The sequence below is a fragment of the Pseudomonas sp. RIT623 genome (assembly GCF_004519305.1).
Lineage (GTDB): Bacteria > Pseudomonadota > Gammaproteobacteria > Pseudomonadales > Pseudomonadaceae > Aquipseudomonas.
This window is the reverse complement of the sequence record NZ_SOZA01000010.1, coordinates 50378-72006: the sequence shown is the minus strand read 5'-3', so window position 1 is coordinate 72006 and position 21629 is coordinate 50378. Positions and strand designations below refer to the sequence as shown.

17 protein-coding genes are annotated in these 21629 nt (G+C 64.1%); 5 read left to right on the top strand and 12 right to left on the bottom strand.

Annotation, left to right across the window (positions count from 1 at the left end; genetic code table 11):
- Nucleotides 1-14: 14 nt before the first annotated feature.
- From E3U47_RS09745 to yaaA, 11 genes are all read right to left on the bottom strand, one after another.
- Nucleotides 15-1172: an alginate O-acetyltransferase gene (locus E3U47_RS09745; RefSeq protein WP_134691150.1), complete on the bottom strand. Its 1158-nt coding sequence runs from the start codon at nucleotides 1170-1172 to the stop codon at nucleotides 15-17.
- Nucleotides 1173-1182: 10 nt separating this feature from the next.
- Nucleotides 1183-2640 carry an MBOAT family protein gene (locus E3U47_RS09740; RefSeq protein ID WP_134691149.1) on the bottom strand — a complete coding sequence of 486 codons (1458 nt, stop codon included), beginning with the start codon at nucleotides 2638-2640 and terminating at the stop codon, nucleotides 1183-1185.
- 191 nt (nucleotides 2641-2831) lie between these two features.
- Nucleotides 2832-3926 (bottom strand): mannuronate-specific alginate lyase, encoded by a 1095-nt coding sequence (locus E3U47_RS09735; protein ID WP_134691148.1) that lies wholly within the window; start codon nucleotides 3924-3926, stop codon nucleotides 2832-2834.
- A 7-nt stretch (nucleotides 3927-3933) separates the two neighbouring features.
- Complete coding sequence (locus tag E3U47_RS09730; protein ID WP_134691147.1) at nucleotides 3934-5376, bottom strand: alginate O-acetyltransferase; 1443 nt, start codon at nucleotides 5374-5376, stop codon at nucleotides 3934-3936.
- A 13-nt stretch (nucleotides 5377-5389) separates the two neighbouring features.
- Nucleotides 5390-6946, bottom strand: coding sequence for a mannuronan 5-epimerase AlgG (gene algG, locus E3U47_RS09725; protein WP_134691146.1), 1557 nt, complete (start codon nucleotides 6944-6946; stop codon nucleotides 5390-5392).
- Between the two features lie 18 nt (nucleotides 6947-6964).
- Nucleotides 6965-8443, bottom strand: coding sequence for an alginate export family protein (locus E3U47_RS09720; RefSeq protein ID WP_134691145.1), 1479 nt, complete (start codon nucleotides 8441-8443; stop codon nucleotides 6965-6967).
- Nucleotides 8440-9972: an alginate biosynthesis TPR repeat lipoprotein AlgK gene (gene algK / locus E3U47_RS09715; RefSeq protein ID WP_256660256.1), complete on the bottom strand. Its 1533-nt coding sequence runs from the start codon at nucleotides 9970-9972 to the stop codon at nucleotides 8440-8442. The genes E3U47_RS09720 and algK overlap by 4 nt, the downstream gene beginning before the upstream one ends.
- A 12-nt stretch (nucleotides 9973-9984) precedes the next feature.
- Complete coding sequence (locus E3U47_RS09710; RefSeq protein ID WP_134691144.1) at nucleotides 9985-11151, bottom strand: alginate biosynthesis protein Alg44; 1167 nt, start codon at nucleotides 11149-11151, stop codon at nucleotides 9985-9987.
- Between the two features lie 34 nt (nucleotides 11152-11185).
- Nucleotides 11186-12667 (bottom strand): glycosyltransferase family 2 protein, encoded by a 1482-nt coding sequence (locus E3U47_RS09705; protein ID WP_134691143.1) that lies wholly within the window; start codon nucleotides 12665-12667, stop codon nucleotides 11186-11188.
- Nucleotides 12668-12738: 71 nt separating this feature from the next.
- Nucleotides 12739-14055: a nucleotide sugar dehydrogenase gene (locus E3U47_RS09700; RefSeq protein WP_134691141.1), complete on the bottom strand. Its 1317-nt coding sequence runs from the start codon at nucleotides 14053-14055 to the stop codon at nucleotides 12739-12741.
- A gap of 865 nt (nucleotides 14056-14920) precedes the next feature.
- A complete protein-coding gene (gene yaaA, locus E3U47_RS09695) occupies nucleotides 14921-15700 on the bottom strand; it encodes a peroxide stress protein YaaA (RefSeq protein WP_134691139.1) in 780 nt (259 codons plus the stop codon).
- Between the two features lie 135 nt (nucleotides 15701-15835).
- Here yaaA and E3U47_RS09690 point away from each other — a divergent pair, with 135 nt between their 5' ends.
- From E3U47_RS09690 to moaE, 5 genes are all read left to right on the top strand, one after another.
- The gene (locus E3U47_RS09690) at nucleotides 15836-16954 is read left to right on the top strand and encodes a polysaccharide deacetylase family protein (protein ID WP_134691137.1); all 1119 of its coding nucleotides are present in this window, start codon (nucleotides 15836-15838) and stop codon (nucleotides 16952-16954) included.
- Nucleotides 16955-17252: 298 nt separating this feature from the next.
- A complete protein-coding gene (locus tag E3U47_RS09685; RefSeq protein ID WP_134691135.1) occupies nucleotides 17253-18647 on the top strand; it encodes a PhoH family protein in 1395 nt (464 codons plus the stop codon).
- Nucleotides 18648-18797: 150 nt separating this feature from the next.
- Nucleotides 18798-19268 (top strand): cyclic pyranopterin monophosphate synthase MoaC, encoded by a 471-nt coding sequence (gene moaC, locus E3U47_RS09680; protein WP_134691133.1) that lies wholly within the window; start codon nucleotides 18798-18800, stop codon nucleotides 19266-19268.
- On the top strand, nucleotides 19268-19513 hold the full coding sequence (locus tag E3U47_RS09675) for a MoaD/ThiS family protein (RefSeq protein ID WP_134691132.1): 246 nt from the start codon (nucleotides 19268-19270) through the stop codon (nucleotides 19511-19513). The genes moaC and E3U47_RS09675 overlap by 1 nt, the downstream gene beginning before the upstream one ends.
- Before the next feature lie 2 nt (nucleotides 19514-19515).
- The gene (gene moaE / locus E3U47_RS09670) at nucleotides 19516-19968 is read left to right on the top strand and encodes a molybdopterin synthase catalytic subunit MoaE (RefSeq protein WP_134691130.1); all 453 of its coding nucleotides are present in this window, start codon (nucleotides 19516-19518) and stop codon (nucleotides 19966-19968) included.
- Nucleotides 19969-20119: 151 nt separating this feature from the next.
- Here moaE and rhlB read toward each other — a convergent pair whose 3' ends face one another.
- A complete protein-coding gene (rhlB, locus tag E3U47_RS09665; RefSeq protein WP_134691128.1) occupies nucleotides 20120-21592 on the bottom strand; it encodes an ATP-dependent RNA helicase RhlB in 1473 nt (490 codons plus the stop codon).
- Between the last annotated feature and the right edge of the window lie 37 nt (nucleotides 21593-21629).

Sequence of the window (21629 nt, the reverse complement as noted above, 5' to 3'; positions counted from 1 at the left end):
GTTCCTCTCTATCTTCAGTGGTCCGTCCGGTGGGACGACAGGGCCAGGTTTTCTTCGGATTGACGGGTGTTCTTCAGTTGTGCGATCCACTGTGGGTCGAAGCTGCCGAGGTCGTTCCTCATGGGCAGATAACGTTCAGGGAATTCCCACACCACGACCTGTGGCGGGGCGTTCTTGAAGGCGTCGCTTTGCAGGTACTTGAGCATCGGCAACAGCGGGCCGTGGCCATCCTCGGCGTAGTTGGCGACGTCGCTGCGCAGCGCCTGCTGCAGGGCGCCGAGGAAGTTCCAGTGGGGGTTGGCGCTGTAGCTGGTGCCCACCAGCGCCACCGGGATCTGGCTGTCAGCGAATAGCGCGTCGGCGCTTTCGCCGTCGGCCTGTACCGGATGGGTCTTGCGTTGCTGCAGGGTGTCCGGAGTGGGCAGCAGGTTGCTGAACAACGGGTCGAGCGGCAGGAAGTTGGTCAGGTCGCCCTTGTATGGCGCGCTGGCGCCAGCCTCGGTGATGTACTGCCGTGGTGCGCCGCTGAGCAGGCTCTGGCGGTTGACCGCCTCGGCCAGGGCTTGGGCGACCACCTCGGCGCCCAGCGGCGTCCAGTGGGTGTCGGTGCGCAGGAACACCTGGCCACGGGCCTTGGCCTGTTCCAGCGGGGCCAGCAGGTCGGGGGCGAATACCCCGGCCTGGCGCACCTGGGCGTGGAACCGGTTGAACAGCTCGTCGTGCAGGCTGGCCGGGGTTTGCTTGGCGATGTATTCCGAGTACAGCCGCGCCTTGGCCGGGACGATCGCCAGCACCAGCTGGCTGCCGTGGCGTTGCAGGGCGTCGCGGATACCGCGCACCAGTGCCAGGTTGTCCTGCATCAGTTGTTCGGCGCTGGCGGTGGGCTTGAACTCTTCATCGCTGAACAGCCACTGGTCGCGACCCAGCACCACGCCGGGGCGGCCTTCGTTGAACAGCTTGAAGTCCAGCGCGGCCCACAGGTTGGTGCCGACGCGCTTGATCGGGAACTGCTCGTCGTAGTGGGTTTCGGCGGCCTTGGCCAGCTTGCCGTCGAGCAGGGTCATCTGCCCGGTGCGGGTGAAGCTTTCCAGCCCGCCGAGAGAGGCTGCGCCCAGCCCGACCAGCAGGCCCATGAACGACAGCGAATAGGTGATGCGAAGTGTCCGGTTCATGATTCAGGCCTCAGAACTGGAAGTACAGGAACGGGGAGTAGCTCTGCGCCGAGAGCTTGAGCACCGAGGCGACGAACAGCAGCAGGACCAGGGCGTGGGTCATGATCCGCGTCCAGTCCAGCCCCACCGAGCCGTCGGCGTTGATTTGCACCGGCGTGGCCTTTGGCGTTGGCTTGGCATTGCGGTAGAAATCGCGCAGGCCGAAGAACGCCAGGCTCAGGTAGGCGACCACCAGCGTGGCCACCTGCAGGCCAGTGAGCTGGGCGCTGTTGATTTCCGACAGCTGCCAGTCGCCGAAGCTGAACATGGCGCCGTACATGCGCGCGGCCACGTGCAGGTTCTCGGCGCGGAAGATCACCCAGCCAACCACCACCAGCAGGAAGGTGAAGGCCCATTTCACCGGGTTGAAACGCTGCGGGTTGGTGTCCAGCCCCAGCGCGCGCTCGATGGCCAGCCACAGGCCGTGCCAGGCGCCCCAGATGATGTAGGTGAAGTTGGCGCCGTGCCACAGCCCGCCCAGCAGCATGGTCAGGAACAGGTTGCGGTAGGTGTTGAAGGTGCCTTTGCGGTTGCCGCCCAGGGTGATGTACAGGTAGTCGCGCAGCCAGGTCGACAGGCTGATGTGCCAGCGCCGCCAGAACTCGGTGATCGACTGGCTGATGTAGGGCTGCTTGAAGTTTTCCATGAAGCGGAAGCCCATCATCAGGCCCAGGCCGATGGCCATGTCGCTGTAGCCGGAGAAGTCGAAGTACAACTGCGCGGTGTAGGCCAGGGCGCCGAGCCAGGCATCACCGGTGGTGGGGTTCTGCAGGGCGAAGCAGTGGTCGGCGACCACCGCCAGGGTGTCGGCGATGAACACCTTCTTGATGAAGCCCTGCATGAAGCGGGTGCAGCCTTCGGAGAACTTGTCCAGGGTGTGGGTGCGGTTGTTGAACTGGTCCACCAGGTCCTTGAAGCGCAGCACGGGACCGGCGATCAGGTGCGGGAAGATCGCCACGAAGGCCGCGAAGTCGATCAGGTTGCGCGTGGCCGGGGTGTCGCCGCGGTACACATCGATGATGTAGCTGATCGATTCGAAGATGTAGAACGAGATACCGATCGGCAGCAGCACATGGGTGAGGATGAACGGCTCCAGCCCCATCGAGGTCATGATCGCGTTGAGGCTGTCGACGCCGAAGTTGGCGTACTTGAAGTAGCCGAGGATGCACAGGTCGACGCCCACGCCCAGCAGCAGCCAGCGCTGCGCGGGCTTGGTGCGCACGCCGGCGGCACCGACTTGCAGGCCGATCCAGTAGTTCCACAGGGTGACCCCGGCGAACAGGGCGAGGAAGTCCACCCGCCACCAGGCATAGAAGATGTAGCTGGCAACCAGCAGCAGCAGGTTGCGGTAGCGGTTCCCGCTTATGTAGTACAAGCCGAGGAAAACCGGCAGGAACAGGAACAGGAACACGTTGGACGAGAAGACCATCCCGGTTCTCCTAGTTATGCACAGCACCTGGGGCACAGCGCCCCCCAAACCCCCCAGCAAAAACCGGAAGGCAACCTAGTTCCCCTGTAGGAGCCGGCTTGCCGGCGATGGGCCGCATGGCGGCCCCCGACCATCGCAAGGCAAGGCTTCGCCTTGCATCGCCGGCAAGCCGGCTCCTACAGGGATTTGCGTTATTTTCGGGACGGGTCGTAGACCCGCGTCACATCGCCACCCAGCCGGAAACTGTTGAACGGCTGCATGTCATGCTTGCGCTCGAGGGTGTCGCCGACGCACTGGTACAGCGCGCACCATGGTTCGAGCCAGGCGTACTTGCTATCTATCTTCAGGTCCTTGAGGTCCTGCTTCACGCCGGCGCGGGTGTTGAAATGAACAGGGTCGCGGGCACCGGCCAGCACGCCTTCGCCGAGACGCTGCAGGGCGAAGTTGTTTTCCTTGCGCAGGTCCACGCCGTTGGCCTGGGCGAAGCTGGCGATCATCGCCAGCGGCGGCAGGGCGTAGTTGTGGTAGGCCAGGGCGCGTTGCTTGCGCTTGACCTCGTTGGGCAGGAAGCCCTGCTCGTCGACCTGGTTGATGCCGACCTTGTATTCCTTCACCGCCCAGTCGAACAGCTCCTGCTGGTCGGTGGCCACGGCAGTGGCCATCACCGACCAGGCCGCCCAGTAGCTGTGGTTGTTGATCTTCTCCAGCGGCAGGTCGCTCCAGTCGCGCACGGTCTGGCGCGCCAGGCGCACGAACCATTTCTCGATCTGCTCGGCTTCGGCGCGGTGCGCCGCCAGTGGCTGCGAGTTGGAGAACTTCAGGCGCAGCCACGAACCGCTCATGCTGCCCAGGGCCCACTTGCGCATGGACTTGCCGGTGTGGTTGTAATCGGTGGACATCAACGCATCGGCGCGTGCCCAGGTGTCGAGCCAGGTCAGGGCGCAGTCCAGTTGCGCCGGGCGGCCATCGCGCATGTATTGGCCGACCATCTTGCTGACGCCTTTCTCGAGGGTGGTGATGTCCTCGGTGGATTTGCGGAAGGCTTTTTCCGAGGCGACATTGAGCGTCGCCCGGGCCTTGTCCGAACCTTCGTACTTGCTGCGGAACTGCAGCGCGCCGGTATAGGGCTTGGGCGCGGCTTCGCAGCGGAAATTGCCGTCGCCGGTCTTGAGTTTCTCGATGCCCTCGTAATAACCCTGGGGCGGCACCAGCGCGGCCTGCGCCGCGCCACCGAACAGGGCGAGGGCGAGCAGGGCGGGTGCGGTCTTGCTGCTTATGGTGGTCATGGTCGCCTCACTGGCCAGCTTGCGCGGTGTGCTGCGCGGGGCTGGCGAAGTTGTTGCGTTTGCAGAGTTTGGCTTCGACTTTCTGCGTACCGCTTTCTGGCCCTTGTACCTCCAGGGCGAGCAGGTTCTGGCCTGCCCAGTCTTCGTCCTCGCGCATCTGGAAGACGAAGCGCCCGTCGGTGTCGGAGGTCTCGGGTTTCTCGATCTTGATGTCCTCGTGGCGGCCATTGAGGTACCACAGGGTGGCCTGCAACACCTTCACCGAGCTGTCCTCGAACTTGATGTCGAGCTGGTGGTTGCGGTTGACCAGGTCCTTGATCACGCCGTTCTTGCCGTTGACCATCAGCTCGTTCTTGCCGGGCTTGAGGGTGGCGCTGGCGCTCATCTGTGCCGGGCGGTCGTCACAGCCGTCGTCGAGCAGGCCGAGGATCTGCCGCCAGATGGTTTCCTGGTCGAGGCGGTACAGCGGCGAGAACTCCCACACCAGAATCTTCGGCGGGTTGTTCTGGAATTCCTCGCTGCCCAGGTACTGGATCATCGAGCCTTCCAGGCCGCCGCCGGGGAAGGCGACATTGAGCACATCGGCGCCGATGTACTGCTCGAGGAAGCCCGAGAAGTTGTAGTTCTTGCCGCTGTGGCTGGTGCCCACCAGGGTGATCTGCGCGTTGCCCGAATCGCCGAACAGGTCGTCGCCGCCGGCGGCGCCCTTCGGTTCGGTGGCGAACTGGTCCATGTACTGCACCGCATAGCTGGTGCCGCACAGCTGGCCGGCGACGTTGTGCAGGGTGCCGGTCTTGCCCATGCGCCCGGACTTTTTGGTCTCGAACTCCTTGCGCGGGATGCCTTCAAAGGCCGGCATCTTGTGCACGGTGTCGGCGACGATCTTCGCCGCGCGCTCGGCGCCATAGGGCGTCCAGTGCTGGTCGCCACGGAAGTAGAAGTCCTTGCCCTGGTCGGCGGCAGCCAGTTGCTCGTTGGTCAGCGGCGACAGGTCGGGCACGTTGTAGCCCATTTTGCCGAAGCGCTGGAGCATGGCCTGGTAGTTGCGCAGGGCCTTCTGGTAGTCGAAGGCGGCCTTTTCTTCGGGGTTGAGCATGTTGCGGTTCACCAGGCCACGGGTCGGCTGGTACACCACTACCAGCTCGACACCACGCTTCTTGAACGCGTCGTGCACCTGCTGCAGGCGCTTGTAGCCGCCCGGGGTGGTGTCGAACTCGGTGCGCAGGTCCTCACGGGTGCGGAACAGCCAGTCGCCCTGGGCTTGCACCAGGGTGGTGAAGTTCTGCTGGTAGCGCGTGGTGTAGCGGCTGGCGTCGTGGGCCTCGGGGCACAGTTGGCAGCACGGTTCGGCGCTGAAGGTCGGTGCCTTGACGTCTTCGGCGCGCACGCCCTGGCTGATGGCCAGGAGGGCGGCGGACAGGCCCAGCAGTTTCATCAGGTGTGGAGTCATGGTCTGGGCTTCCTTAGTCGATCATTTCGGTCTGGCGTTCGACCGGGTCGATCAGCACGGCCTTCTGCTGGCGCACCAGCAGGTCGAGGATTTCGTCCTGGCGCTCGCCGAGCACGCCGTTGAAGCTGATGCCGTTGGCCTTGCGCGGCATCAGCATCGACACCTTGTACAGCTCCACCGACAGCGGCGAATCGATAGACAGCGGGCCTGAACCGTTGGCCGCCAGCTCGCCGCCGACCACGATCAGCGACACCTTGGTATCGAACGGGTCGAGGGCGATGTCGCGGTCGGTGTCGGACAGGTCCTTGATGTGCCCGTACACGCCCACCAGGCCGTTGGCCATGGCGACGTTCTCGTACAGGCGGATGTTCACGCTGTTGCGCACGCGGATGCCGTGGCGGCGGTTGTTGATCAGCTTGTTGCCCCAGATCAGGTTGTCGCCGCTCTCGTACAGGGTGATGCCGTCGGTGTGGTTGCGGTAGATCTCGTTGTAGGCGATCAGGTTGTTGACGCTGTTACGGTCGATCACCACGCCCGAGAGCTTGTTGTCGTAGCTCTTGTTGTTGATGATCCAGCTGTCGTTGACCTCACGGGAGACGATGATCCCGTGCTTCTTCTTGGTGCCATGCACGGTGTTGCCGGCGATGATCAGACGGTGCGAGCGGTCGTGGGGGTCGATGCCATAGACGATGTTGTCGCGGTAGGTCGAGTCCTTGATCACGAAGTCCTGGGTTTCGTAGCAGTAGAAGCCGTACCACATGTCGCTGAACTCCGAGCCGATGATCCAGCCGGTGGGTTCCGGGCGGCCCATCTGCTTGGCCATGTTCGGCGTGTACTGCGAGATGCTCACGCCGTACGACTTGGACTTGGCGTAGCCGAAGCTGGCCATCTTGCTGTTGACGATGTAGGTCTCGGTGCCGCCCCAGCTGAGCAGGAACGGGCGGAATTGGTCGGGCTTGCGGAAGGTCGCCGGTCCGTTGGCCTGTTCGCGCCAACCGGTCACCTGGGTGTTGCTGACGAACAGCTTGCCGTCGTTGACGATGAACGAACCGCCTTCCTCGGACAGGCGCAGCTCCTTGACCTTGCCGTCGATCTCCAGCACGCCCTTGCGCCCGACCACGATCGGCAGGCGCGCCAGGTACACCCCCGGCGCGGTTTCGCGCAGGTACTGGCTGGGGACTTTCTTGCTCAGCTCCACCAGGTCGACGTGGCCGTCATCGACGAAGATCGCCTGGGGGATGCCGTGCTGGCGGCGTACCCATTCGGCGCCCTTGTTGTCGCCGCCGATGAACTCCTTGAGGGTGTCCTCCTGGAGCATGCGGCGCACGCTGACCTTGCCCTTGTGCTGGCGGTCGATCTTCTGCTGCACGGCTTGGGCGGTGTAGCCGGACAGGTCGGGCAGCTTGGGTGGGTCCATCTTCAGCGGCTCGATCGGCGCACTGGAGACGGTATAGGTCTTGGCCTGTTGCAGCCCTTTGGCCATTTCCGGCTCGGCGGCCTGGGCAAGGCCGCCGGCCAGCAGCAGGGCGCTGGCGAGCAGGCTGTGGCGAAGGTTCGGGTGCAGGTTCATGGCTATCCTCTCCCGGCCTCAGTAGCGCCAGATCACGTCGACGAAGGCGCGGTGCATGTACGAGTCGGCCTCTTTGCCGTAGGCATCGCCCGGCTTGAACACACCGGCACGCAGGCGTACCAGGGCCGAGGGTTCGTCAATCGACTGGCTGATCGAGGCCGGCAGCAGGCCCTGCTTGAAGTACTTGGTCACGACTACGTCCATTTCCTGGCCGAGGTCTTTCTCGCCCTGCACCAGAGGGCGGCTGATGCCGCCGTCGTCGACCACCGCGTTGATGCCGCTGGAGCCGATGTTCTGCTTGCCGTCGACGCGCCAGAACTTGTGGTAGATGAAGCTGGCGTCGTAGTCGTCGCGCAACTGCCAGGAGGCGAACAGGGTGGCCGCCTGCAGGTTGCCCAGCTCGCCGCGGAAGGCTTCGCCGAAGCGGTGCACGCGCGAGCGGGTGCCGGTGAAGTTGGAGCGGTTGCTCTCAAGGCCGGTCTGCTCGAAATTGTTCGAACCGTCGCTGCCGCCACCGCCGCTGCCCCGGGCGTAGGCCGCGCCGACCTGCCACTGCGGGTCGAGGCGCAGACGGATACCGAGGTCGGTGGCCCAGGCGTTGACGTCGCCGCTCTGCTTGCCGGTGGCGACCTGGTCGTTGCCGACCGCCTGGCTGCTGAGGGTGTCGCGGTCGCCGGTCAGCCAGGTGACGCTGCCCCAGTAGTTGACGCGGTGGTCGTTGCGCCAGTTGTAGGCGTCGCTGTTGGCTTCCAGGCCCAGCCAGGTGAGGTCGCCGGTGCGGGTCTTGTCGAGGGCATCGACGGTTTCGCCGGGGCTCTTCAGGCTACCGCCGTCATGGCTGTGATGGGCACGCAGGCCAACCCAGTGGCCGGGTGTCCATTGTGTGGCGACGTTGCCGTAGACATGGGTGCGGTCCTTGTCTTCGGGGGCCAGTTCGGTGAGGTCGGTGCGGTATTCGCTGAAGCGCTGGGCAACGCCAAGGTCGGCCTTGAGCAGGGTGGTGTCGAAGGTCCAGTTCAGCGCCTCGATGTTGGTGTCGCGCCACATGCCGTCGTCGCTGCGCAGGCGCTGGCGGCCGAAGCGCAACTGCTCGCCGGGGTAGGGGGTCAGGCCGCTGTAGCCGATCCAGAACTCGCGCATGGCCAGGTAGCTCTTGTCCGGCCTGCGGCTGTCGTCGCCGTTGTCGCTGGTGGTGCCGTCGTCGTTCTGGCGCAGGGTGTCGGTTTCGATGATGTCGGTGGCGGCCACCGCCTGGCCCATGGCGAAGGCGCTCCAGTTGCCGCGCTCGCCGTACACCCAGGGGCGCAGGTCCAGGCCCAGGCCGTTGACGTCGCCGCCGGAGCGGGTGCCGAGGTCGCGGTCGTCCTCGGACTGGCCGGTGATCTTCACGTCGAGGCCGAAGTTCTTCTGCGCGGTTTGCGCCGCCAGGGTCGGCATCGACCACAGCAGGGCGAAGCCCAGGCCGATGCCGGCTTTCACGAAGGGGTTGAGCGTCATAGCGAATCCTCGGCGTCTACTTCTTCTTTCTCGTCCTGCAGCGCTTCGATGGCCAGGGTGTTGTTGGCGCCCTGGGCCATGCTGCCGCGCGCCTGCTTTTCCTGCGCCAGCAGTTGCTGGGCCTGGTTGCGCTGGTCGGGCGTGAGCTGCTGGTCGAGCTGTTGCAGCAGTTCGCTGGACTGTGGGGTCGGGTTGACCTGGGAGAGTTGTGCGAACACCCAGGCATTGGTCGGCGCCGGGCGGATGCCGTGGCCTTCGCTGAACAGCTGGGCCAGCGCGTAGTCGGCGCTGTTCTGGCCACCACGGGCGGCGGCGAGCAGGTGGTCGACGGCCTTTTGCGGCTCGACCTGGCCCAGGTAGCCGCGGCGGTACAGTTGGCCGAGGTAGTAGTCGGCGCTGACTTCGCCGGCGTCGGCGGCGGCCTGCAGGTGCTCCTGGGCCTTCTGCGCGTCGGCGGGCACGGTCTTGCCTTCGTAGTAGAGCCGGCCCAGCAGCAGTTCGGCGCGGGGCTGTTCTGCCTCGCGGCCCTTGTCGATATAGGCCATCAGCTGGTCGGTGTCGCCCAGTTCGGGGAAGTCGTACAGCAGCTGCGCCAGGCTCACCCAGGATGCCGGGTTGGCCGGTGCGACCTGCTCGAGCAGGTCCTTGGCGGTCTTCTCGTCGGTCTGGCCGAGGCTGCGGTCGGCCAGCACGCGGGCGACGCTATCGACCCGGGTGGCCGGCACGGTGCCGCGGGCATGGGCGGCCTTGAGCTGCTCAAGCAGCGCGGCCTGCTGCTGGGGCTGGGCGCGTTTCTGGTAGACGCTGGCCAGTTCCACGTAGCAGATATCGGTAGTGGCCAGCGCGGCCTTGCAGATTTTCTCCACCTCGCCCAGGTGCTGGTCGTAGGTACCCTGGGTGCGGTACAGCAGTACCTGGGCCAGGCCGGCTTCGGGGTTGCCGGCGGCGCGCCACTGGTCGATCTGCTGCTGGGCGTTGACCTTGGGGAAGCTCTGCGGGTACTGCAGGTAGAGCATCGCCAGCGGGATCAGGGTATTCGTCTCACCTTGTTGCGCAGCGAGCTTGAGCAGGGTCTCGGCCTCTTCGCGCTCGGCCTGGGTGCTGTCGGGCTTGGCCACCAGCAGGCGGCCGAGGCGCGCCTGGGCACGGGGCGAGGTGGCGGCGGCGGCGCGGTAGGTGGCTTCGGCTTGCTTGAGCTTGGCCGGGTCGCGGGTGCCGACCTGGATGTCCGCCAGGCCGACCTGGGCGTCGCTGTAGCCAAGGTCGGCGAGGGCCTTGTAGTTGCGCTCGGCGGTGGCGGTGTCGCCGCGCTTGAGCGCTTCGTTGGCCAGGCGCTGGTCGGGCAGGCCGGCGCAGCCGCCCAGGGTGATGGCCAGGGCCAGCGCGCACAGGCCAAGGCCAAAACCGTCCCTGTAGCAGCCGGCTTGCCGGCGAATGGTTCGCGCAGGTGTTGCATCCCATGGGCGAGTGCTGCGCACTCGATCGCCGGCAAGCCGGCTCCTACAGGTATCGGGGTATCTGCTGGTCATGGGTTATCCCTCTTACAGCCCGCGGGCCACGGCCTTGTCGATCAGCCAGTTCAGCGACGGGCCACGGTCGCTGTTGACGGCGGCCGGGCGGCCGGCGAGCTCGGCTGGCAGGCCTTCGTCGGGCTGGATCTGCACACGGATGTCGGACGCCAGGTTGTCGGTGTCCAGGCTCGAGCTGCCGACGATCTTGCCGCTGCGCACGTCGTCTTCGCCGGCGACCTGGAAGTTGACCCGGGTGCCGGGCTTCACTTCATCGAACTGGCGGTAGCTGAAGCGCGCCTCGATGGTCGGGGTGCTGGTACGCGGAATCAGCGCGAACACCGGCTGGCCCTTGCTGGCGTACTGGCCGTCGTCCACCAGCTGGCGCGAGACCACGCAATCGCAGGGGCTGGTGAGGGTGCCGGAGAGTTGCTTGCCGAACAGCTCCTCGACCTTGGCCGGCTCCAGTTGCGAGTCGTCCAGGTGGCCCTTGAGCAGGTCGAGCATGCTGGTGTTGAAGGTCGCCAGCGGCGCGCCCTTGGCCACGCTGGTTCCGCTTTGCACCAGGCTCTGCAGGCTGCCGTCGCGGGGCATGGTGACATTTGTGGTGGGCACCGCGACCACGCCGGCCTCGGCATGGCTGACGAAGTACAGGCCATACAGCGACTTGGCGACGAAGCCGAAGGCTACCAGGCCAATGGCGAACACCCCGGCGGTGACGGTGACCGCGCGCAGGCGGCCAAAGGCCGACAGACCGGAGCCACCGTCCTTCTGCTTGCGCGCCTTGGTGAAGTTGTCTCGCTGCAGGGTACTGAGCACGTCGCCGACGCTGATCAGCTCGCCGGACAGGTGGCTGGTGATGATATGGCGCAGGGTGGCGATGTCGCGTGGCTCGAGGTTCTGGAACTCGGTGCCGATGCGCCCGTTCTGGGCATCGCTGGTGCGCACCAGCAGCTCGACGTCCATCGACAGGCCGAGGTTGTCGACCACGAACTGCAGGCGGCCGCGCAGCACTTCGCCTTCGGCCAGGGGCTTCTTGGCATGGAAGGACAGGCCCCCGGCGGACAGGTCGTCAACCTTCACCTCGTGCGGCTCGCGGTTGCCATCCAGGTAGCGCAGTTTGGCGGGAATGCGCACCCGGGCATGCTGGCGCTGCGCTTCGGATTCATGCACGACGTTGACGTTCACGGCGGTATTCATGGCGATATTCGTTCCTGTTATCCGATCCGGGGGCTCACACGACCATGAACAGCACGGCGACGAAGATGCTCGCGGCCGAGAAGGTCATGGTCCGCGAGGACCAGGTGTTGAACCATTGTTGAAAACTTGCGAGGTCGCGCTTGAGGGCAGTGGGCTGGCGGGTCCAGGACTGCTTGTCGAGGCGGAAGAACACGTAGATCTTCATCACTGCGCCGACGATCTGGTTGTAATAGAGAATCAGCGGGTAGGCCGGCCCGACGTTGTGCCCCGAGCACAGCAGCATGATGGTGAGGATCAGGCGGGTGATGCCGATCCACAGCAGGTACACCAGCAGGAACTGCAGGCCGAACTTGAAGCTGGCGATCACCGCCACGGTCAGGCCCAGCAGGCTGGTCCACATCGACACGCGCTGGTCGAGCAGCACGATGCTGGTGAACAGCCCCAGGCGCTTGAGACCCAGGCCCAGGGCGCGGGAGTTCTGCCGCAGGTTGTTGCCGTACCAGCGGTACATCAGCTTGCGGCTGGCCTTGACGAAGCTTTTCTCCGGCGGGTGCTCGACCGTGTTGATCGCCGCATCCGGCACGTAGAAGGTGTCGTAGCCCAGGCGCATCAGGCTGAACCAGCTGGACTTGTCGTCGCCGGTGAGGAACTTGAAGCGGCCCAGGCGCCAGTGCATCAGCGAGTCGCTTTCGACGTCGGCGATGAACTCGGGGTTGGTCACCACGCTTGCGCGGAACATCGACATGCGCCCGGTCATGGTCAGCACGCGCTTGCTCAGGGCCATCGAGCACATGTTGATGTGGCGCTGGGCGAAGCGCAGCTTGTGCCACTCGCTCATGATGTAGCCGCCGCGCACTTCGCAGAACTCGTTGGTGGTCAGGCCGCCGACGTTGGGGTAGAGCTTGAACCACGGCACGGTCTTGCGCACCACGCCTTCGGCCAGCACGGTGTCGCCGTCGATCACCGCGACCACGGCGTTCTCGTCCGGGAGCATTCGCGAGATGGCGCGGAAACCATAGGCCAGGCCGTCGCGCTTGCCGGTGCCGGCGATGCGCACGATGTCCAGGTGGACATGCGCGGGTGGGTTGTACTTGGCCCACAGGCTCTTGACCAGCAACTCGTCGGACTTCTCCACCAGCGAGCAGACCACCGTGGTGGGGAAGCCACAGTCGATCGCCTCGCGGATCACCGAGCTATACACCTGGGCGGTGGTCAGCGCATCGATGCGAAAGCTGGTGACCATCAGGTACACATGCGACGGGTCGGCGGCCTTGCCGAGCTTCTGCACCTTGCGGCGCAGGTACGGGTAGACCAGGTAGAGGAAGACCATGCCGCGGATGAAATGGGTGGCGCCCATGGAGTAGCGCCAGATGCCGACAGCGCCGACCAGGAAGATGAAGTGCTTCGACTGCGAATCGAAGATATCGCTGGGCAGGGCCAGGGCGATCAGCATGAGCAGGCTCATGTAGAGCAGCCAGCCGGCGCACTGCAACAGCACTGTCTGGAACCTTTGCATGTTCGGCATCCGTCGAGAATTCGGGGTGGGAAGGGCGGCGCGCTGGGGAGGGACGCGCCGCCCGACCGGGTTTACCAGCAGATGCCTTCGGTACGGCTGGTGGCGCAGGTCGGCTTGCTCATGAAGCCGACCAGGTCGATCACTTGCTTGCCGGCCGGCGCCTGCTGGGCCAGGGCACGGAATTTCTCGTCACGGTTGCCCAGCACGATGATGTCGGCGTCGTTCACCACCTGCTCGAAGTTGGCATTGAGCAAGGAGGACACATGCGGAATCTTCGATTCGATGTAGTCCTTGTTGGCGCCATGCACCCGGGCGTACTCGACGTTCTGGTCGTAGATGTCCAGCTGGTAGCCCTTGCCGATCAGACGCTCGGCCAGTTCCACCAGCGGGCTCTCGCGCAGGTCGTCGGTACCGGCCTTGAACGAAAGGCCCAGCAAGGCAACCTTGCGCTTGTCGTGGCTCTCGATGATGTCGAAGGCGTTCTGCACCTGGGATTCGTTGCTGCGCATCAGCGAATCGAGCAGCGGCGCCTTCACGTCCAGGCTCGAGGCGCGGTAGGTGAGGGCGCGCACGTCCTTGGGCAGGCACGAGCCGCCGAAGGCGAAGCCTGGGCGCATGTAGTACTGCGACAGGTTGAGCACCTTGTCCTGGCAGACCACCTCCATCACATCGCGACCATCGACGCCGACCGCCTTGGCGATGTTGCCGATCTCGTTGGCGAAAGTGACCTTGGTGGCGTGCCAGACGTTGCAGGTGTACTTGATCATCTCGGCCACTTCGACCGGCTTGCGGATCACTGGCGCATCGAGCTCCTCGTACAGGGCTTGCAGCACGTCGCCGCTGGCGCTGTCCAGTTCTCCGATGACGGTCATCGGTGGCTGGTCGTAGTCCTTGATCGCGGTGCTTTCACGCAGGAACTCGGGGTTGACCGCCACGCCGAAATCGACACCGGCCTTCTTGCCCGAGCAGTCTTCGAGGATCGGGATCACCACGTTCTTGACGGTGCCCGGCAGCACGGTGCTGCGCACCACGACGGTGTGGCGGCTGGCCTTGTCGCGCAGCACATAGCCGATTTCACGGCACACCGACTCGATGTACTCCAGGCCCAGGTCGCCGTTTTTCTTGCTTGGGGTGCCCACGCAGATCATCGACACGTCGCTGGCGCGGATGGCTTCGGCGAAGTCGGTGGTACCGCGCAGACGGCCATTGGCGATGCCCTGTTGCAGCAGTTCTTCCAGGCCTGGCTCGACGATGGGCGACTTGCCCTTGTTGATCAGGTCGATCTTGGTGCTGGAGACATCCACACCAATCACTTCGTGGCCTCGTGCCGACAGGCAACCTGCACAGACTGCACCCACATAACCCAAACCAAAGATGCTGATACGCATCGCATTCACCTCATGTGTTTATCACGCCAGCCCTTCAGCGAAGAGCCGACTGGGTTGATTGACCAACAGTTTTCGGGCGCACGGATCCATGGCGAATTGACACTTCACCGAACGCAGGCATGAATAAATCCGGAGCGCATAAACCGATGCACTCAAAGTTGGCAGTCAAAGGCCAGTATTAAAAAGGCGTGCCCTGAAATGCAGCCGTCTTTATTGCAATTCAAACTTGGTGAATTGCTGTGCTTGTTCTTTCAATTGGAAAAACCTTTTGAAATCAACCACTAGGACGATTCGTAAGGGGCGCGTCTCTCCTTCGGGGCAGGGCCTTCGGCGGTCACCGTTGCGCTGCCTGACTTATTGGGGCTAAGGGTGGATACCCTTCAGCTGTCACCTGTAAGTCATTTCTCACGACCAGCGCTTGAAACTCGTTACGGGTGCTATGAGCCATGGGCCGTAGTAGAAGTTCCGGCGTGGTTCGGCGTCGATGAAAGATTTCTAAATATTTTTTCAGTGGAAAATACTTTCATATTGATAGCACCCCACAGTTTCACTCCCGTATATAAAGGGCGAAAACGAGGCGGGATGGTTATATGCCAGCATGGGAAATTTTTTTTCAAAATTCGTCAAAAAACTACGAACGGTCTTATGGCATTTTGCGATAAAGGTATGGGTGGTGGGTTTTTGGCGGCGGGAATTTGGCTTTTTTGGGGTGTTGCGAGGGTGCCCTATTGCGGGGCTGCGGGTCGGAAGTGCTGGGGGCGCTTTGCGCCCCTATCGCGACACAAGGCCGCTCCTACAGGAGGTTGCGGTCCATTGTAGGAGCGGCCTTGTGTCGCGATGGGCTGCGAAGCGGCCCCAAGGGCCATCAGCCTTCGGCGTGATCGCGCAGGAACACCAGGTGGTCCGGCTTGGACTGCTCGGCGCTGTAGTAGTAGCCCTGCACGTCGAAGCGCTTGAGCTGCTCGGGGTCGTTGATGCGCTCCTGGATCACGAAGCGGCTCATCATCCCGCGGGCCTTCTTGGCGTAGAAGCTGATGATCTTGTACTGGCCGTTCTTCAGGTCCTTGAAGTCGACATCGATCACTCGCGCCTGCAACGCGCTCTTTTTCACCGCGCTGAAGTACTCGTTGCTGGCCAGGTTGAGCAGCACGTCGTCACCCTGGTCGGCCAGGGCCTGGTTCAGCCATTCGCTGATGCGCGTGCCCCAGAAGGCATACAGGTCCTTGCCGCGGGCGTTGGCCAGCTTGGTGCCCATTTCCAGGCGATAGGGTTGCATCAGGTCCAGCGGGCGCAGCAGGCCGTACAGGCCGGACAGCATGCGCAGGTGCTCCTGGGCGTAGCTGAAATCGTCTTCGCCCAGGGTTTCGGCGTTCAGCCCGGTGTACACGTCGCCCTTGAACGCCAGCAACGCCTGTTTGGCGTTGGCCGGGGTGAAGTCTGGGGTCCAGCTGCCGAAGCGCGCGGCGTTGAGCCCTGCGAGCTTGTCGGACAGGTGCATCAGCTCGGCGATCTGCGCCGGGGTCAGCTCACGCAGTTGCACGATCAGTTCCTGGGAGTCGTCCAGGTACTGCGGCAGGGTGTGGCGCTGGGTGACCGGCGGGGTGTCGTAGTCGAGGGTCTTGGCGGGGGAAATCACCGTCAGCATCGGGTCGGCTCCTGTAGTCGTCGGGCAATTCTACGGGCCTGGCGAAGCAAGTCCAAACTATGGCGACGATAGTCACGGAACATCGCCTGGGCTCGCGCTATAGTGCGCGCCATGCTTTCAAGGAGAATGCCCACCGTGCGTATCGCGTTTGCCCTGTTCGCCGGGCTGTTGAGCCTGGGCGCGCAGGCCGCCCCGGCGGATTTCGTCAGTTTCGACCGCGGCCTGTGGCCGGAGCAGTTGGACAGCCCGGCGCTGTTCGATGTGGCGTCGCGTGCCGAGATCCTCTCGTTTGCCCGGGTGCTGCATGAAAGCGAGATGCTCGACGAGCAGGCACTGACCACGCGCCTGGGGTTACGCCAGATCAACCTGCCGGTGGTTCGCGCCGTGCGCGCGCGAATGTGGCAACGCTTGTGGAGCAGCTACCAGCAGGCGCAACACAGCTGCGAACAGGACGCGTCGTTCTGCTACCCGGTGGCTTCGATGGCCGACTTGCGTACCCAGGCTGCCACGTTCGCCACTGATGTCGGCACGTTCTATACCGATTGGGTCGAACCCAGTCATCAGTTCCATGCTCGCTACCTGGACGAGCAACTACGCAAGGCCGCGCTATTTCCGCAGACCACCAGCGAAGTGGAAAAGCTCTCCGGGCGCGAACGCAATGGCGAGGAACTCAATGACCGGATATTCCTGCTGACCTTCGTTGGCGGGCCTGGGCCCGAGGGGGGCAGCAGCGACCAGATGGCTGATTACCTGCGCCGGCAGAAACTCGACGCAATCTTCTTCGTGTTGGGTAACCGCCTGCAACAGCGGCGGGACGCGGGGCCGGTGGTGCCGCTGTATGCCGGGCAATGCGTGGGCATCCAGGGCTGGGAATACCGCTCCCATGCCCAGTGGCAGGGGTGGCAGGACTCGTTGCGGCGCAGCCAGGCGCGGGTGCAGGCGGATTTGCCTGAGCAGTACGTGCCGTTGTTCCGCCCACCTTATGGGCAGCGTCGGGCCGATGGCGAGAAGTTCATGGCCAGCCAGCAGTTGCAGGTTTCGTTGTGGGATATCGATGCCCAGGACGACGGCCCGCTGAGCGCCGAGGCGTCGGCGCAGCGGGTGCTGACCTTGATGTTGCTGTGGCGCAAGGGGGTGATCCAGTTCCGCGACAGCCAGCCCAAGGCGCAGCCGGCGCTGGAGTGGTTGTTGCAGCACACGGCGCAGAGCGGGATTGGCTGGGAGGATTGCCGGGAATATGGGCGGCGAGAGTAGGTTGTCCACCCCAAACACCGCCACCTGATCCTTGAGCGTAGTCCCCTGCGCCGCGCGCGCCAAGGCCTGTTCGTCAATCCGAAAAATAAACTTCACCCAAGCGTAAAAAGTCTTTTTTTGGTCATGGTTTTTGCGGTATCAAGGAGCCAGACAGCCGAATCCTGCAGCACAGGTGGCGTCATCCACGCCCCTCGCCAGGTGAGCTCCCCGCCCGTAACAACGCGGATACGGGGAGAACGGCAGTCACTCTGCGGCGCAGCCGTATGCGCCGTGTGGCTTTCACATAAGGTGACCGAGTATGGATGACCAAGGACGCACCGCTTCCTCCACCCAGCCAATCCTGTATGTGCTCGATACCAACGTCCTGATTCACGACCCCAACGCCCTGCTCAACTTCGAGGAGCACCACGTCGCCATACCGATGACGGTGCTGGAGGAACTCGACAAGCTCAAGACCGGTAAACACACCATCGCCGCCGAATGTCGCCAGGCCATCCGCCTGATCGACCAGACCCTCGGCGATGCCTCGCCCAGCGATGTCGAGCAGGGCGTGCCGATCCAGCGTGGCAAGAGCGGGCCCAAGGGCTTCCTGTCCATCCTCATGAGCACGCGCAACGAACCCAACCGCCTGCTCCCCGAGAACCTCGCCGACAACATCATCATCAACCAGCTGCTCGACCTGCGCGCCAAGCGCCCGGACCTGGACGTGGTGCTGGTCACCAAAGACATCAACATGCGCCTGAAGGCGCGCGCCTGTGGGATCGCCGCCGAGGACTACAGCACCGACCAACTGGTCGATGATGTTTCCTTGCTGTCCAAGGGCTACCACTCGGTAACCGGTTCGTTCTGGGACCGGGTCAGCAAGGTCGACACCCGCCAGGAGCGCGGTCGCACCTGGCATCGGGTGCAGATGATCGACAACCTGCCGGCGGTGCACATCAACGAGTTCATCATCGACGAACAGGGCTTCGTCGGCTGGATCAAGGGGATTCGCGACAACGAACTGCTGCTGCTCGACCTGCACCAGGAACCGCTGCTGCACCAGGAGGCCTGGGGCCTGAAGCCGCGTGACATCCACCAGAGCCTGGCGCTGTTCGCCTTGCTCGACCCGGATATCCACCTGGTCAACCTGACCGGCGCCGCCGGCTCCGGCAAGACCATCCTGGCGCTGGCCGCGGCCATCGAGCAGACCATGGTCAGCAAGCGCTACCGGCGCATCATCGCCACCCGCAGCGTGCAGGGGCTGGACCAGGAGATCGGCTTCCTGCCAGGCACCGAGGCGGAGAAGATGGAGCCTTGGCTGGGTGCGATCACCGACAACCTCGAAGCCTTGCACATGGATGACGAGAGCACCCACGGCAGTGTCGAGTACATTCTCGAAAGGGTGCCGCTGCAGTTCAAGTCGCTGAACTACATCCGCGGGCGCAGCTTCCAGCAGAGCCTGATCCTGATCGACGAGTGCCAGAACCTCACGCCGCACCAGATGAAAACCATCATCACCCGTGCCGGGGCCGGCTCGAAGGTGGTTTGTCTGGGCAACCTGGCGCAGATCGACACCCCGTACCTGTCGGCCACCAGTTCCGGGTTGACCTACCTCACCGAACGCTTCAAGGACTTCCCTCACGGGGTTCATATCACCCTGCAGGGCGTGCCACGCTCGGTACTGGCCGAGTACGCCGAGTCGCACCTGTAACACCGAGCCGCTTGTTCGCCGGCAAGCCGGCTCCTACGAGATTACGTAGGAGCCGGCTTGCCGGCGAACGGGCCGGTGCGTCGAAATACCCCTCTGCTCAAACCTGACCCACAGGTTTACACTCTGTACTCCCTTCACAGGAGCAGAGCTGTGCTGACTCATCTTGATTCCCAGGGGCGCGCCAACATGGTCGACGTCACTGAAAAGGCCGTGACCGCCCGCGAGGCGCTTGCCGAGGCACGGGTGCGCATGTTGCCGGACACCTTGCGCATGATCGTCGATGGCCAACACCCCAAGGGCGATGTGTTCGCCGTGGCGCGCATCGCCGGTATCCAGGCGGCGAAGAAAACCAGCGACCTGATCCCGCTGTGCCACCCGCTGATGCTTACCAGCGTCAAGGTCGAGCTGGTCGCCGAGGGCGAGGACGTGGTGCATATCGTCGCCCGTTGCAAACTGGCCGGGCAGACCGGCGTTGAAATGGAGGCGCTGACCGCCGCCAGCGTTGCCGCGCTGACCCTCTACGACATGTGCAAGGCAGTGGACAAAGGCATGGTCATCGAGCAGGTGCGCCTGCTGGAGAAGACCGGCGGCAAGAGCGGGCACTACAAGGTGGAGGGGTGATGAAGGTCAAGGTCATGTATTTCGCCCGCTATCGTGAATTGCTGGGCGTCGATGGCGAGCGCCTGGAGGGCGATTTCAAGGTGCTGGCCGATGTGCGCCAGGCCCTGGTGGACAAGGGCGGGCAGTACGCGGTGCTGGCCGAGCAGAACCTGATGTGCGCGCGTAACGAAGAACTGTGCCGGCTCGGCGAAGCGCTGGGGGAGGGTGACGAGATCGCGTTCTTCCCGCCGGTGACTGGAGGTTGAGCATGAGCGTACGGGTACAGGAAGCGGCGTTCGACCCAGGTCTTGAGGTCAACGCCATGCACGCCGCCAATGTCGGCGTGGGCGCGGTGGCCAGCTTTGTCGGCTATGTGCGCGACTTCAACGATGGCTTGGAGGTGGCGGGGATGTTCCTCGAGCACTACCCGGGCATGACCGAGAAGGCCCTGGCCAAGATCGTGGTCGAGGCCGAAGGGCGCTGGCCGCTGCTCAAGGTCGAGGTACTGCACCGTATCGGCGCCCTGGAGCCGGGCGAACCGATCGTCTTTGTCGGCGTGGCCAGCGCGCATCGGCAGGCAGCGTTCGATGCCTGCAACTTCATCATGGACTACCTGAAGACCCGGGCGCCGTTCTGGAAGAAGGAGAATACCCAGGAAGGGCCGCGTTGGGTGGATGGCAAGCAGAGCGACCAGGATGCCGCAGGGCGCTGGGAGTCTTAGGCTAAGGCCGCTCTCTGTAGGAGCGGCCTTGTGTCGCGATAGGGCCGCCTCGCGGCCCCGGATCTCAGCATTGATGCAGATGTTGCCGGGGCCGCTGCGGCCCTTTCGCGGCACAAGGCTGCTGCTACAGGGAGGTGGGCTGCCTTGAAGATCAGTGATGCTTGCGCGGCACGGGCTTCAACAGCTCGTCCGGCGGCATCTCGCACTTGATCTTGCGTCCCAGCAGCTCCTCGATCGCCGGCAACTGGTAGGAGTCGTCCTCGCCGGCAAAGCTGATCGACACGCCGCTGGTGCCCGCGCGGCCGGTACGGCCGATACGGTGCACATAGTCGTCCGGGTCTTCCGGCAGGGTGAAGTTGATCACGTGGCTGATGCCGTCGATATGGATGCCACGGCCGGCCACGTCGGTGGCCACCAGCACGGTGATGCGCCCTTCACGGAAGCTCTCCAGGGTGCGGATACGCTTGTGCTGCGGCACGTCGCCCGACAGCTGGGCGGCGTTGATGCCGTCACGCACCAGTTTTTCCTCGATGCGCCGCACCTCGTCCTTGCGGTTGGCGAACACCATCACCCGTTCCCATTTGTTCTGCGTGACCAGGTTGTACAGCAACTTGTACTTGTCGCTGCCGGCCACGGCGTAGACGTGTTGTTCGACGGTCTCGCTGGCGACGTTCTCCGGCTCGATCTCGACAATGGCCGGATTGGTGGTCCACTGCTTGGCCAGGTTCATCACATCGTCGGTGAAGGTGGCGGAGAACAGCAGGGTCTGGCGTTCGCTCTTGGGCGGCGTCTGGCGGATGATCTGGCGGACCTGGGGGATGAAGCCCATGTCGAGCATGCGGTCGGCCTCGTCCAGCACCATCACCTCGACCATGTCCAGGTGCACTTCGCCGCGCTGGTTGAAGTCCAGCAGGCGGCCCGGGGTGGCTACCAGGATGTCGCAATGGCGCGCTTCCAGCGACTTGAGCTGCTTGTCGAAGTCCATGCCGCCGACAAAGCTCATCACGTTCAGGCCGCTGTACTTGGTCAGGGCCTGGGCGTCCTTGGCGATCTGCACCACCAGCTCGCGGGTCGGGGCGATGATCAGCGCCCGCGGCTCGCCCATGTAGCGCTCCTTGGGCGGTGGCGTCTGCTGCAGCTGGGAAATGATCGAGATCAGGAACGCGGCGGTCTTGCCGGTGCCGGTCTGGGCCCGGCCGATGGCGTCCTGGCCGCGCAGCGTATAGCCGAGCACCTGGGCCTGGATCGGCGTGCAGTAGGGGAAGCCGAGGTCGTGAATGGCGTGCATCAGCTCGTTGGAGAGCTTGAAGTCGTGGAAGCGGGTCTTGCCTTCCTGCGGCTCGACGACGAAATCCTCCGGCTTCCACAGGCTCGCCTGCGGCTTGGGCTTGCGTTCGCGGCGTGGTTTGTCCTTGGCGGGCGATTCGGCGTCTGGCGGTTGGGCGACCTGGACGGCGGCTTTTGGCTCGGCCTTGGCCTTGGGCGCAGGCTTTGGCCTTGGTTTGCTGGCCTGGCGTTCTGGCGCCTGGGCGGCGGCCGGCTGTGGAGCCGGCTCGGGTTGGGACGCGGCGATGGGCGGTGCGGCGTCACCTTTGGCGAATATTTTCTTGAGTGCCTTGAGCACGGTCGTCTCGTCAACTGGTTAAGGAATGTACGCCGGG